An 11,966-nucleotide genomic window follows, 5' to 3' on the forward strand; every position below is an offset into this window, starting at 1 on the left:
CGGCGAGGTCGGGAGCGACGCGTTTCGGCGGCTTCTGCTAGGACCGCCGTCGCAGCCCCTCCAACCAGAACGGACGGCTTGCCACCACCACAAGCGCCAGCACCACCACCGGCGCCGCCAGCGGCACCCACGGCCACTGCACGGGAACCGCCGCCGCGGCCAGGCCCACCACCGTGAAACCCGCCGCGCCAATCACCGTGGGTGCGGACGCGACGCCGTGGCGCACGACGAGATACGCCGCCGCCGACAAACCGCTCACCGCCGCGAGCATCGGCGCCGGGCCGTCGAGCAGCAGCGCCGCGCCGGCACACATCACAGCCAGCGTCGCCGACGGCCGGAAGACGTTGCCCAGCAGCACGAAGCCCACACCTGCCGCACACACCGCCAACGCCACCGCGTCCGAGCGCAGCGCCGCGGCGGCCAGCATCACCAGGCCGAAGCCCGTCGACAGCAACCGGTTCACCGCCGCCCCCGTATCGTGCGCCTCCGGTCGGGCACCAGTTGCATCGCCTGGTCGAGCGCGTCCTCGTCGCGCCATGCCACCACGTCGACCCCGATCGTGCGCATGTCGCGGTACATGAACGACCGCTGCAGCGACCAGATCTTGGCCGCGAGCTCGTCGCAGCCCTCGGCGAACGGCGCCCCGCGCAGGACGTCGACGGCGATCACGGTGTGCCCGCGCTTGCGCAGATCGATCAGCGCCAGCGCGAACTCGGTGTCCAGCAGCGTGGAGAACGCGATCACGATCGCCCCCGGCGGGACGGCCGCGCGGGGCGCCAGCGTGCCGGACGTCGTCTCGTACCCGTCGCTCACGCCGAGCACCGCGTCGAGCACGCGGTAGAACTGCCGCCGACCGATGTCGGCGCCCAGCCACCGCGGCTGGCGGTCCCCCAGCGCGACCACGCCCGCCCGGTCGCCACCGCGCAGCGCGCTCTGCACCACCTGCACGGCGCCGCGGGCGGTTCGGTCGGTGGCCTCGGTCGCCGGGCCCGCCGGCTGCGGATAGTTGTCGACGAGCACGACGATGTCGACGGCGCGATCCGTCAGTCGCTCGGTGACGTGCAGGCTGCCGCGTCGCGCGCTCACCGGCCAGTTCACCGTGCGCAGTTGGTCGCCGGGCACGTAGCGGCGCACGTCGGCGTACTCCACTCCCGGCCCGAGGTGCCGGGTGAGATGGGTGCCCAGCCGGTCGAGCAACTCGGTGCGCGGGATGGCGGTCGACTGCGGCGGAGCCATCGGGAACACGTACACGTCGGCCGCGTCCACCACCGCGGTGCCCTCGAGCAGCCCGCCGCGTGCCGACACCGACAGCTGCACGCGGATCGGATAGCGGCCCCACCGGTCGGCGCTGACCGTGACCGCACGGCGATGCGGCGCAGCCTCGTCGACCTGCAGCGTCATGGCGGCCACGACGTCGACGGTCAACCGCAGCGGCTCACCCTCGGCTTCGGCCGCAACCGTCAGCCGGGAGCTCTCAGACTCGAAGCACCGGTGCATGCCCGGGTCGGCATGCACACGGGCCGTCGGCACCGGCCGCTGCCAGCCGATCGAGCACAGCACGCCGAGCAGCGGGGCGGCGAACACGACCAGGTCCCAGCGCGACCCGATCACCGCCGTGGCCATCGCGATCGCCGTGCACGTGACCAGTGCTCTCGTCAGAGGCGAAGCGCGCCAGTGTAATTGAGCCTCGGTGACACGGGGCTGCCATTGTGCTTCCGGCGCGCGGGTCACGCGTTGGTCCGCGGCACGGGCAGCCGACGCAGCAACTCCTCCACCACGTCGCTGCCCTGCACCCGCCGAACCCACATCTCCGGTCGCAGGGTGATGCGGTGTGACATCGCAGGCACCGCGAGCGACTTGACGTCCTCGGGCACGACGTAGTCGCGGCCGAGCAGCAGCGCGCGTGCCCGTGCGAGTTGCAGCAGGTCCAGTTCGGCCCGCGGGCTGGCGCCGACCGCGATCTGCGGGTGCTGGCGGGTCGCCGCGGCCAGGGACACCACGTAGCGCAGCACGTCGTCGTGGACGGTGACCTGCTCCACCGACTCGCGCATCGCGAGGAGGTCGTGGGCGTCGACGACCTGCTCGACTCTCGATTCGGCCGAGCCCCGCTCGAGGCGCCGGCGCAGCATGTACGCCTCCTCCTGCTCGGACAGATACCGCAACTCGAGCCGGATCGTGAACCGGTCGAGTTGCGCTTCCGGCAGCGGATAGGTGCCCTCGTACTCGATCGGGTTGTCGGTGGCCAGCACGATGAACGGCGCCGGCAGCTTATGCGTGACGCCGTCGATGCTGACCTGCCCCTCGGCCATCGCCTCCAGCAGTGCGGCCTGGGTCTTGGGCGGTGTGCGGTTGATCTCGTCGGCGAGCAGCAGGTTGGTGAAGATGGGCCCCGGCCGGAACTCGAAGCGCCCCGACTGCATGTCGTAGACGGTCGAGCCCAGCAGGTCTGCGGGCAGCAGATCGGGGGTGAACTGCACCCGCTTGAAGTCCAGGCCCAACGCGGCGGCGAAGGACCGCGCGATCAGGGTCTTGCCCAGGCCGGGCAGGTCCTCGATGAGGATGTGCCCGCCGGCCAGCACGGTCGTGAGAATCAGCGTGAGTGCGCCGCGCTTGCCGACCACCGCGGTGCCGATCTCGTCGAGCACCGCCTCGCAGTTGGCCGTGGTGGTGGCCGTTGGCGGTCCGGTCGGACGGGTCATACGCGCTCCAGCCGTTGCAGGATCTCGTCGAGTGCCGCACGGCCCGGCCCGGGCGCGTCGGCACCGCTGCGGGCGACGTTCTCCGGGTTCACCCAGTCCCACAGTTCGGCGCCGAACAGCATCCGGCCCGTCGCGTGATACGCCGTCGAGTCCTTGCTGCGCTTCTGTCCCGTCGCGATCTCGAACTGGCGGGCCAGCATGGGACGCAGGTGCCGGTCCCAGTCGCGGCGGGTGGACTCCGAGTTCCCGATCAACGTCTCGGTGCGAGACAGCCAGCGCTGCAGGCCTTTCGCTGCGTCGTCGGCGGGCGTCTCGCCGGCGACGGCACCGGTGTCGCGGATCAGGTACCACCGCAGGCCGAGCAGCGACACGGCGACGGCGGTACCGGAGACGATCAGGATCAGCCGCCGGTCACCCGCCGCCAGCGCGATCAGCTCAGCGCCCGCGACCAACAGGAACGCCAGCACCACATACCGTTTCATCGCGTCGCCCCCGATGAGCGCTGCGGCAACTCGGTCAGTACCCGGTGCAGGACCCGCACGGCCGCGTCGCGGTGCTCTTCGGACATCACGTGCGGTGAGAAGCGCGCCTCCTCGAAGAGTTCAACCAGTTCGGTGGCGCTGTCGGCGGGCAGCGCACCGCTGTCGACGGCGCGGGCGAGCACCTCGGTGGGGGTGTCGAAGTCCTGGGGCACCGCTCCGGGTACCCGCCCCAACTCCCGTTCCATCGCTGCGTAGCAGGCGATGATCGCCTCGCGCGGCTCACGGCTGAGGTCGCCGATCTCGGCCAGGCCGATCTCGGCGGCCCGCGCCAGCGATGTCGCTGCGGCGGGAGCCTGCGCCACCGGTGCGTCGAAGTCGTCGACGACGGGCACGGGGATTCGGGTCTGCCGCCGGGACGCCACCGCCGTGCCCACGACGACGAGCGCCATCAGGATCAGCATCGGCGGGATCAGGTAGTTGACGACGTTGGTGTCCGACGCGTCCTCGTCCACCGCGGATGGCGGACCGCCGTCGCCCGGTGCAGGCGGGTCGGCATCGGCCGCCTCAGACGGTGTCGACGCCGGTGACTCGATCGGCCCGGGCTCGTCCACCCCGCTCAGCAGCGTCACCAACGCCAGCCACCCGACGATCGCCGCGAGCGCGATGAGTGCGAACCGCCACGACGGCCGTCCCGCGCCTGAAGCGCCGCGGGGCAGCGCTCCGGCGGCTGGCCGGGTAGGCCTGGGGTCGCGCATCCGCGAGATGATCGCAAAGCCGATGATCGCGACGGCGGCACACAGCAGCACGAGCACCGCGGCCAGCGCCATCGGGTTGCTTTCCGGGCGCTCCGATTCGTCGGCAGGCGGTGGGCTGCCCGGTACATATCCCCGCAACGCCCACGCGGCAAGGACTATGAGCGTGATCACCACGATCACGCGACGAATCGACGTGTCAATACCGGACATGGCCCTGCCGCCATCCTGTCACTTCAACCGCGCCTTGGCCTCCTTGACAACGGCCCCGGCGTCGCGGCTGGCCTGCTTGGCCTTCTCGTAGGCGTCCTGGGCCGCGGCGAGCGCCTGTTCGGCGTCCCGCAACCGCCGTTCGGCGTCCTGATGTCGCAGCCGCGCGGCGGCCAGGTCGGACTGCAACTCGGTCAGCGCACCGTCGGCGTCGGCCTTGGCCCGCTCGGCCGCGGCCAGCGTCGCGCGCGCCTGTTGTCGTTCGCGGCGCGCCGCCGCCTCCTTCTCGTCGCGCGGCGCGCTCGGCGGGGCCTTCGATTCCGCCTTCGGTTCGGCCTTCCGTTCCGCGGTGCGCTTGGTCGCCGGGCTGACCACGATGGCGGTGTCACCGAAATCCCCGAAGCCGGACCACTTCTCGGCCTTGGTCAGCCGGCCCAGCCGGTCGGCGACCGCGGGGTCGGCGACCGCCGCCTGGATGGTGCCGGTGACGTCGTCGCGCAACCCGCCGGTCGGTCTGGGCATCTCGGCGTCCTCGAACGCCCGCCGGACCAAATCGTCGACGAGCCGGCGCTGCTCTGAGGACAAATCGCGGATGCCCTGGCCGTCCATCGCCGCGTGCGCTGCCCGTAACCGCTCACCAAGATCCCTCAGCCGGCGCGGCACCTCGGCGTCGACGAGCGCGAGGCGGTTGACCACCCAGGCCGCCGTGGTGGGCTTGCGCGCCGCGGAGATCCGTTTGGCGTCGCCGGCGTCACCGCGGCGTCGGGCGTCACCGGCGAGCGTGGTGCGCAACGCGGTGAAGTCCTCCGGCCTAGCGGCGTAGAGTTCGTCGAGTCTGTCATCGGCCATCGTCAGGTTTCAGTCTCCACCCGGGTCGGCGCACGAGGGCCGGATTCCGCGCTACGGCGCCTGCCCGTGCTCGCGCAGACGAGCGTGCGCTCGCCGCTCAGCGAGCCGGCAGAGTTTCGTCGCGGGTCGTGACGCTAGAAGCCGGCGAGCACATTCAGCAGGACGTCGGTGCGCCACCAGATCAGCACCGCGAACACCAGCAGCGCCGCGGCTGTCGCGCCCGCCTGGACGAGGTTGCGCGAGTTCCGCGGCGCGTAGGCGTACGCCGCGGCGATGACGGCGCCGGTCACCAGGCCACCGATGTGACCCTGCCAGCTGATGTTCTGCGAGCTGATCAACGGGATGACGAAGGTGATGACCAGGTTGATGCCGATGATCGCGATCACCCACCGCACATCCATGTTGAGCCGCCTGCCGATGACGAACGTGGCGCCGAACAACCCGAAGATCGCCCCGGAGGCACCCGCGGTCTGCGCCGCCGGTGAGCTCGCCAGATAGACCAACACCGACCCGCCCAGCGCGCTCACCAGGTAGAGCCCACAGAACCGGAGCCGTCCCAGTGCCGCCTCCAGCGGTGGGCCCACGATGTAGAGCGCCCACATGTTGAACAGGATGTGCGCCGCGCCGTAGTGCAGGAACGCCGACGTCAGCAGCCGGTAGAACTCGCCGTCGGCGACCGCGAACGACTGCAGCACCAGTTCGCGCTGAAAGCCGGGCACCAGGATCTGCAGGGCGAACATCACCACGTTGATGCCGATCAGCACGTAGGTCACCGTCGGCTTCGCCGCCGCCACACCGCCGAACTGGGTGCGAGCCTGCCGAACCGACTTCGCTCCGGCGTCAACACATTCCAAACACTGATGTCCGACCGCGGCATTGCGCATGCAGTCCCCGCAGATGTAGCGGTTGCAGCGTGAACAGCGGACGTAGGTGACGCGGTCCGGATGCCGGTAACAGGTCGGTGTCACCGCAGGAGTCGCGCCGAACTGGGGACCGGTCACAGCGTGCCGAACAGTTCGATGTGGTTGCCGTCGGGATCGGCGACGAACATCCAGCCCATGCCCGGCACCGGCGCGAACTCGCTCAGCGGTTCGTAGGTGACGAGTCCCACTTCGATTCCGGGGCTCAGCAAGTCCAGCTTCACAGCCACCACCTTAGGTTCAGGGGCCGTCGAGCCGTCGATCCGACGGGTCCTGCATAACAATTCGGTCACTGTGTGAGATCACGATCAATTAAGGCCGGACGCCCATTACTGAGAGAATTCAAGATCTCTGCCCGGGTGCTTATCGAATTCGGTCGATATTGCGGTATAGATCACGCCTGTTCGATGTAACGCCAGCGTGTGGGCTGTTTTCGGCAGGCTCGACGGCGTTTGGCGGTTCTCGGTTTCGGCTACCTTTGTGATCGGGGACGGGGGAATTCGACAACGCACTACAAAGCAATTGAAGGAAGAATCACATGAAGATCCGTGGTATCGCCGCGCGCCGACAGATCGCCGGTGCCTGTGCCGCCGGCCTGCTCGGCGGTTTGGCGGCAGCGACCATCGCCGCGCCGTCGGCCATGGCCGCACCCGAGTGCAGCGCAGCAGGCGTGTCGGGCACCGTCAGCAACGTGACCGGCGCGGCGCGCGCCTATCTCGACACCCATCCGGGTGCCAACCAGGCTGTCACCACCGCGCTCAGCCAGCCGCGGCCGGATGCGTCCACAACGCTGCGTGGCTACTTCACCGCCAACCCCCAGGAGTACTACGACCTGCGTGGCATCCTCGCGCCGATCGGCGACGTGCAGCGAACCTGCAACATCCAGGCGCTGCCGCCCGATCTGGCGTCGGCCTATGACGAGTTCGTCGCGGGCTAAAGTCGGGAAAGGAACCCGTCGCCACAGTGCCGTGGCGGCGGGTTTTTTCGTGCCCGCATCCGGCGCTTAGACTGGCTTTCCATGAAGCCGGGAAACGCAGCCGCGGTCGCCGCGGCGGTGGTGCTCGCGCTCGGCGCGGCAGGCGTGGCCCACGCGCAGCCGGAACCGCCCGCGCCGCCGCCACCGGCTCTGAAGACCGTTATCGACGCCGACGGCACGTACGCGGTCGGCACCCAGATCGCGCCGGGCACCTACAGTTCGGCGGGGCCGATCGAGGACAGCGCCTGCTACTGGAAGCGCACCAGCGGTGAGGAGATGGTCGACAACGCGTTGACCAAAAAGCCGCAGGTGGTCCGGATCGAGCCGGGTGACACCTCGTTCACCACCAACGACTGCCGGCCCTGGCAGCTCACCAACGCGACGCCGCCACCCAAACCGGGCCCCGGCGACGTGCTCGGCCAGTTGGGCTCGTTCCTCGGACCCGCCATTCTGTCCGGGCCGCGCTGACACCGATGCCCGACGCCATCGCCGCCGACGGCAGGATCCGCGTACCGGCCGACCTGGACGCGGTGACCGCGATCGGCGACGAGGACCATTCCGGGATCGATCCCGCCGCCGTCGAACGGATCTGGCACTCGGTGCGGCACTGGTATCAGGCCGGCATGCACCCGGCGATTCAGTTGTGTCTGCGCCGGCACGGCCGCGTCGTCCTCAACCGCGCGATCGGGCACGGCTGGGGTAACGGCCCGGCGGACCCACCCGACGCCGAGAAGGTCCCCGTCGCCACCGACACCCCGTTCTGCGCATACTCGGCGGCCAAAGCCATCACTTCGACCGTGGTGCACATGCTCGTCGAGCGTGGCTGCTTCTCCCTCGACGACCGCGTCTGCGAGTACCTGCCGAGCTACACCAGCCACGGCAAGCACCGCACCACGATCCGCCACGTCATGACGCACAGCGCGGGCATCCCGATCCACACCGGGCCGCGGCCGGATCTGCGCCGTATGGACGACAGTGCGTACACGCGCGAGAAGCTCGGTGAACTCAAGCCGCTGTACCGGCCGGGGCTGGTGCACATCTATCACGGCCTGACGTGGGGCCCGTTGATCCGCGAGATCGTCGGTGCCGCCGCGGGTCGCAACATCCGCGACATCCTGGCCACCGAGATACTCGGCCCGCTCGGCTTCCGATGGACCAACTACGGGGTGGCGCCGCAGGATGTTCCGCTGGTGGCGCCCAGCCATGCCACGGGCAAAGAGCTGCCGCAGCCGGCGGCCACCGTGTTCCGGTTGGCGGTCGGCGGGTCGCTGTACAAGATCATCCCGTTCTCGAACAGCGCGCAGTACCTCACCAGCGTGCTGCCGTCGTCGAACACCGTGTCCACGGCCTTCGAGTTGTCCCGGTTCGCCGAGCTGCTGCGCCGGGGCGGCCAACTCGACGAGGTTCAGGTGATGGCACCGCAGACCCTGCGCGCCGCGACGACCGAGTGCCGGCGGCTTCGGCCCGACGTCGCGGTAGGCCTGGCTCCGCTGCGGTGGGGCACCGGATACATGCTGGGCTCCAAGCGGTTCGGCCCGTTCGGCCGCAACGCCCCTGCGGCGTTCGGACACACCGGGCTGACGAACATCGCCGTCTGGGCCGACCCGCAACGCGGGCTGGCCGCCGGGCTGATCAGCAGCGGCAAACCCGGACCGCACCGCGAGGCCAACCGCTACACCGCGGTGTTGGACTCGATCACGGCGAACCTCCCGCGCTGACCGGCGGCCCTGACCGCCGAAATAGCGTTCCAGGCTGTCACGACGCGCCCTCGACGACCAGGAATGCTATTTCGGCGGTTCCAGAGGGGCGGCACGGCGCACACCGCGGTAGATTCCGCGCCAGACGATCCACGGGATCAGCACCCGATCGATCGACCAGCCGGGAAAGCGGAACGCACGCCCGCCCGGCGCGAACACCTCGAGGCCGTCGGGCTGCGGGCCGAGCACCGAGCCCCACCGACGGCTCGCCGGCCGGAAGGCCCGCAGCGGGCGACCCGCCCACTCGGCGCGGATGTTGTGGGCCAGCAGGCCGTCGGCGCGGTTGCGCGCCGACGAGCGCAACGGGTCGGTCGCCGCGACGTCACCGATCGCGAACACGCCCCGCTGCCCGGGCACCCGAAGCTGCGGTGTGACCCTGACGAAGCCGTGCTCGTCGAGCAGTTCGGGCGGCAGCCACCCGGTGTTGGGCCGCACCCGGCCGATCGCCCAGAGCACCGCGTCCGCATCGGCCGGCGGCTGCCCGGTGCTCCAGTGGACGGGACCGGTGGTGAGGTCGTCACAGTCGAAGCCGTCGGGCAGCACCGCGCGGTGGCCGGCGTGCATCCCGACGCCGAGGCCGGTCAGCAGGCTGCGCACCCGATCCCACACCTGCGCATGGTGATGCGTCAGCGCGCGCTCGCCGGGGAAGTACAGGTCGACCCGCTTGCCGGGCCACGTCTTGGCCAGGTTGGCGGCGCTGCTGACCGCGGCCGCCCCGCCGCCGATGACGATCACCGAACGCGCCGCGGTCAGCCGCTGGTGCGGCCCGTCGAGATCCCCGGCGATCTGCTCGGCCGTCTGCAGGACCGGACGTCGCCAGAAACCGTTGGTGACGCCGGTCGAAATGATCAGTGTCTCAAAGGGTTCGACGTCACCGCTGCCGTCGTCGCGCGTCACGAAGACCTTCCGCGCGGCCAGGTCGACTCCGGTCAGCGTGCCGTGCACGGTGCGTACGCGGTCCAGGCCCCGGAACCGGTCGAAGGTGATCCAGTTGTAGCGCGCCCAGTCGTCGGGTCGGGACAGCCGCATGCCGAGTTCCTGTCCGCTGAGCAGGCCCGGCTTGGCCGAGATGCCGACGACGTCGGCGTGGCGGGCGAGCTTGATCGCGGTCAGCACGCCGCTGTCACCCAGACCGGCGACGACGACGCGCGGGCGGGTCACCGCCGTCCGATCCGTGGCATCCGCCCACCTTAGTCATCGGGTTAGCCATCGGGCAGACTGCCGAACTCGCGGACCGTGCAGTGCAGGCGTGCGCCCAGATGCTCGTCGCCCAGTCACCGTCGGGGTGCCGGTTCACGCTGAACAGGGCCACCGCGGCGCGCTCGGTCGCCGCGTCGGTCCACCGCCAGAACCAGCCCTCCATCTCGGTGCCATGCGAGCACAGCGGATCGCTGAAGGGCAGGTCGGCGCCCGTGCGGCGGTAATGCTGTGCGAGCGGTGCGGCGACGAAGCGGGCCATGGCCTTGGCGGAGTCCACTGCAGTCATGCCGGTGTCGTTGACGTTCACGCGCCCGCGCAAACCCCGCGATCCGCCTAACCGCCGACAACACCTAGGACGGCGGGTTCAGACCCACCCGGAACATCGACGGCCACATCTTGCCGGTGACGAGGTACTCGTCACCGGCGATGTGGGCGATGCCGTTGAGCACCTTGCCGCGGTCGCCGGCCTGGCCGGGCCACAACCCGGTGGCATCGACGACGGTGTTCACCTGTCCGGTCGACGGGTCGATGCGCACGATCACGTCGGTCTGCCACACGTTGGCCCACACCTGACCGTCGACGCACTCCAACTCGTTGAGGTTGCCCAGCGGTCGGCCGTCGCGGGTGACCGCCACCGATCCGGTCTCTGCGAAGGTCGCCGGGTCGTGGAAGCGCAGGCGGTCGGTGCCGTCACTGCGGACCAGTCGGGCGCCGTCGTCGCACAGCCCCCAGCCCTCGCCGGCGACCGGGACCTCGCGAAGCGGGGTAAGCGAGGCCTTGTCCCACTCGACGGCGACGCCGTCGCGCCAGGTCAGCTCCCAGATCCGGTCGCCGACGACGGTGATCCCCTCGCCGTAGTAGTCGTTCGGCGTGGCACCTGCACGCCGAACTTCGCCGGTGGCCGGGTCCAGTTCCCGCACCTGCGACCGGCCCGCGATGCCGGTGCCCTCGTAGAGCGCCGACCCGTCGAACTCGAGGCCCTGAGTCCACGCCGTCGGGTCATGCGGAATCTCGCCGAGCACGGTCGGCCTGATCACCGGCGCCGGGGCGGGCTGAGTCGGCGTGTCGCTCTCGGCGGCGGGAGGTGACCCGGTGCAGGCCGCGGCGAGGAGCATGGCGGTCGCGGTCAGACATGCGGCTAGGCGCCGCGCGTGGGGTGCGCGCATACGCCATGCCTACCCGATGCGGGGAATCCCGCGCTGCGATCGCGGTGAGTTCGGGCCGATCAAGCGGTCAGGCCGTCGCGCAGCTGATTCAGGCACCTGGCGAGCAGGCGGGACACGTGCATCTGCGAGATCCCCAGCTTCTTCGCGATCTGCGTCTGGGTCTGCGACCCGAAGAATCGCATGGTGAGGATCTCCTGCTCGCGCGCGGGTAGCTCGGCCACCAGCGGACGCAGCGCCTCCCGGAATTCGACCGTGTCGATGCCCGAGTCGTGGTCGCCGAGCCGGTCGACGATCGCCGGGCTGTCGTCGTCGTTGCCGCCGACGGGCGCGTCGAGCGACCGGGTCTGGTAGCACTGCGCGGCGATCAGGGACTCGACCACCTCCTGACGGTCGATGCCCAGTTCGCGGGCCAACTCGGTCGGGGTGGGCGCGCGGCCCAGGCGTTGACTGAGCTCGGCGGTCGCGCTGGTCACCTGGGCCCGCGACTCCTTGAGCCGACGCGGTACATGCACCGCCCAACCGCTGTCCCGGAAGTAACGCTTGACCTCGCCCATGATCGTGGGCACGGCAAACGAAAGGAAGTCGCTGCCCGAGTCGGGGTCGAACCGGTCGATGGCGTTGAGCAACCCCAGCCGCGCGGTCTGCACCAGGTCGTCGCGGGGCTCGCCGCGTCCGTCGTAGCGGCGGGCGATGTGCTCGGCCAGCGGCAGGCAACGACGCACGATGTATTCCCGCAGGCTGCGGTGTTCGAACGAACCTACGGTCAGAACAGCCAGTTTCCCGAGCAACTCGGGAACGTCGCGGTAGTCGGGATCAGGGGAGCGCACGCCGGTGTGCGCTGACCGTGGTCGGGTCCGCGTCATTCGGGCTCCTCTCTGCGTTGCGCGCACGTACCCATCTCCCCGCAGGCTGATAAAGGTGGACACCCGGAACCGGTGAGGCGTTCGTGGATTGG

The 11,966-nt window shown here is 70.2% G+C and carries 14 protein-coding genes and 1 pseudogene; 3 read left to right on the forward strand and 12 right to left on the reverse strand.

From position 1 onward, the window contains the following. Nucleotides 1-37 precede the first annotated feature (37 nt). From K3G64_RS08585 to K3G64_RS08620, 8 genes and pseudogenes are all read right to left on the reverse strand, one after another. Nucleotides 38-463 (reverse strand): hypothetical protein, encoded by a 426-nt coding sequence (locus K3G64_RS08585; RefSeq protein ID WP_238949134.1) that lies wholly within the window; start codon nucleotides 461-463, stop codon nucleotides 38-40. Continuing rightward, entirely contained in the window at nucleotides 460-1,623 is a 1,164-nt protein-coding gene (locus tag K3G64_RS08590) for a DUF58 domain-containing protein (RefSeq protein ID WP_238949135.1), read from the reverse strand. Before K3G64_RS08590 ends, K3G64_RS08585 begins: the two co-directional genes overlap by 4 nt. Before the next feature lie 104 nt (nucleotides 1,624-1,727). Next, nucleotides 1,728-2,699, reverse strand: a complete 972-nt coding sequence (locus tag K3G64_RS08595) for an AAA family ATPase (protein WP_238949136.1) — start codon at nucleotides 2,697-2,699, stop codon at nucleotides 1,728-1,730. Further along, entirely contained in the window at nucleotides 2,696-3,181 is a 486-nt protein-coding gene (locus tag K3G64_RS08600) for a hypothetical protein (protein ID WP_238949138.1), read from the reverse strand. Before K3G64_RS08600 ends, K3G64_RS08595 begins: the two co-directional genes overlap by 4 nt. Continuing rightward, nucleotides 3,178-4,146 carry a DUF4129 domain-containing protein gene (locus K3G64_RS08605; RefSeq protein ID WP_238949139.1) on the reverse strand — a complete coding sequence of 323 codons (969 nt, stop codon included), beginning with the start codon at nucleotides 4,144-4,146 and terminating at the stop codon, nucleotides 3,178-3,180. The genes K3G64_RS08600 and K3G64_RS08605 overlap by 4 nt, the downstream gene beginning before the upstream one ends. An 18-nt stretch (nucleotides 4,147-4,164) precedes the next feature. Beyond that, on the reverse strand, nucleotides 4,165-4,992 hold the full coding sequence (locus K3G64_RS08610; RefSeq protein ID WP_238949141.1) for a hypothetical protein: 828 nt from the start codon (nucleotides 4,990-4,992) through the stop codon (nucleotides 4,165-4,167). A gap of 134 nt (nucleotides 4,993-5,126) precedes the next feature. Further along, on the reverse strand, nucleotides 5,127-5,993 hold the full coding sequence (locus K3G64_RS08615; RefSeq protein WP_238949142.1) for a rhomboid family intramembrane serine protease: 867 nt from the start codon (nucleotides 5,991-5,993) through the stop codon (nucleotides 5,127-5,129). Beyond that, nucleotides 5,990-6,085: pseudogene (locus K3G64_RS08620) on the reverse strand (VOC family protein); the annotation flags it as partial. The pseudogene K3G64_RS08620 and the gene K3G64_RS08615, both read right to left, overlap by 4 nt. A 365-nt stretch (nucleotides 6,086-6,450) precedes the next feature. Here K3G64_RS08620 and K3G64_RS08625 point away from each other — a divergent pair. From K3G64_RS08625 to lipE, 3 genes are all read left to right on the forward strand, one after another. Beyond that, nucleotides 6,451-6,849: a heme-binding protein gene (locus tag K3G64_RS08625; protein WP_238949143.1), complete on the forward strand. Its 399-nt coding sequence runs from the start codon at nucleotides 6,451-6,453 to the stop codon at nucleotides 6,847-6,849. A gap of 81 nt (nucleotides 6,850-6,930) precedes the next feature. Further along, nucleotides 6,931-7,356, forward strand: coding sequence for a hypothetical protein (locus tag K3G64_RS08630; protein ID WP_238949144.1), 426 nt, complete (start codon nucleotides 6,931-6,933; stop codon nucleotides 7,354-7,356). 5 nt (nucleotides 7,357-7,361) lie between these two features. Continuing rightward, a complete protein-coding gene (lipE, locus tag K3G64_RS08635; protein ID WP_238949145.1) occupies nucleotides 7,362-8,606 on the forward strand; it encodes a lipase LipE in 1,245 nt (414 codons plus the stop codon). A 66-nt stretch (nucleotides 8,607-8,672) separates the two neighbouring features. Here the strand turns inward: lipE and K3G64_RS08640 are convergent, their stop codons facing one another. The 4 genes from K3G64_RS08640 to K3G64_RS08655 form a co-directional block, all read right to left on the reverse strand. Then, nucleotides 8,673-9,806 (reverse strand): FAD-dependent oxidoreductase, encoded by a 1,134-nt coding sequence (locus K3G64_RS08640; protein ID WP_238949146.1) that lies wholly within the window; start codon nucleotides 9,804-9,806, stop codon nucleotides 8,673-8,675. Continuing rightward, complete coding sequence (locus K3G64_RS25665; RefSeq protein ID WP_370647126.1) at nucleotides 9,769-10,131, reverse strand: hypothetical protein; 363 nt, start codon at nucleotides 10,129-10,131, stop codon at nucleotides 9,769-9,771. The genes K3G64_RS08640 and K3G64_RS25665 overlap by 38 nt, the downstream gene beginning before the upstream one ends. A gap of 64 nt (nucleotides 10,132-10,195) precedes the next feature. Continuing rightward, complete coding sequence (locus K3G64_RS08650; RefSeq protein ID WP_238949147.1) at nucleotides 10,196-11,011, reverse strand: glutaminyl-peptide cyclotransferase; 816 nt, start codon at nucleotides 11,009-11,011, stop codon at nucleotides 10,196-10,198. A gap of 59 nt (nucleotides 11,012-11,070) precedes the next feature. Then, a complete protein-coding gene (locus tag K3G64_RS08655) occupies nucleotides 11,071-11,874 on the reverse strand; it encodes a SigB/SigF/SigG family RNA polymerase sigma factor (RefSeq protein WP_238949149.1) in 804 nt (267 codons plus the stop codon). Nucleotides 11,875-11,966: the final 92 nt, after the last annotated feature.

The organism is Mycobacterium sp. IDR2000157661, assembly GCF_022317005.1.
Classification (GTDB): domain Bacteria; phylum Actinomycetota; class Actinomycetes; order Mycobacteriales; family Mycobacteriaceae; genus Mycobacterium.

Bases quoted from the DNA above. Each gene is read 5' to 3' on its own strand.
- K3G64_RS08590 (WP_238949135.1), bottom strand. From the start codon at position 1,623: ATGGCCACGGCGGTGATCGGGTCGCGCTGGGACCTGGTCGTGTTCGCC.
- K3G64_RS08595 (WP_238949136.1), bottom strand. From the start codon at position 2,699: ATGACCCGTCCGACCGGACCGCCAACGGCCACCACCACGGCCAACTGC.
- K3G64_RS08600 (WP_238949138.1), bottom strand. From the start codon at position 3,181: ATGAAACGGTATGTGGTGCTGGCGTTCCTGTTGGTCGCGGGCGCTGAG.
- K3G64_RS08605 (WP_238949139.1), bottom strand. From the start codon at position 4,146: ATGTCCGGTATTGACACGTCGATTCGTCGCGTGATCGTGGTGATCACG.
- K3G64_RS08610 (WP_238949141.1), bottom strand. From the start codon at position 4,992: ATGGCCGATGACAGACTCGACGAACTCTACGCCGCTAGGCCGGAGGAC.
- K3G64_RS08625 (WP_238949143.1), top strand. From the start codon at position 6,451: ATGAAGATCCGTGGTATCGCCGCGCGCCGACAGATCGCCGGTGCCTGT.
- K3G64_RS08630 (WP_238949144.1), top strand. From the start codon at position 6,931: ATGAAGCCGGGAAACGCAGCCGCGGTCGCCGCGGCGGTGGTGCTCGCG.
- lipE (WP_238949145.1), top strand. From the start codon at position 7,362: ATGCCCGACGCCATCGCCGCCGACGGCAGGATCCGCGTACCGGCCGAC.
- K3G64_RS25665 (WP_370647126.1), bottom strand. From the start codon at position 10,131: ATGACTGCAGTGGACTCCGCCAAGGCCATGGCCCGCTTCGTCGCCGCA.
- K3G64_RS08650 (WP_238949147.1), bottom strand. From the start codon at position 11,011: ATGCGCGCACCCCACGCGCGGCGCCTAGCCGCATGTCTGACCGCGACC.
- K3G64_RS08655 (WP_238949149.1), bottom strand. From the start codon at position 11,874: ATGACGCGGACCCGACCACGGTCAGCGCACACCGGCGTGCGCTCCCCT.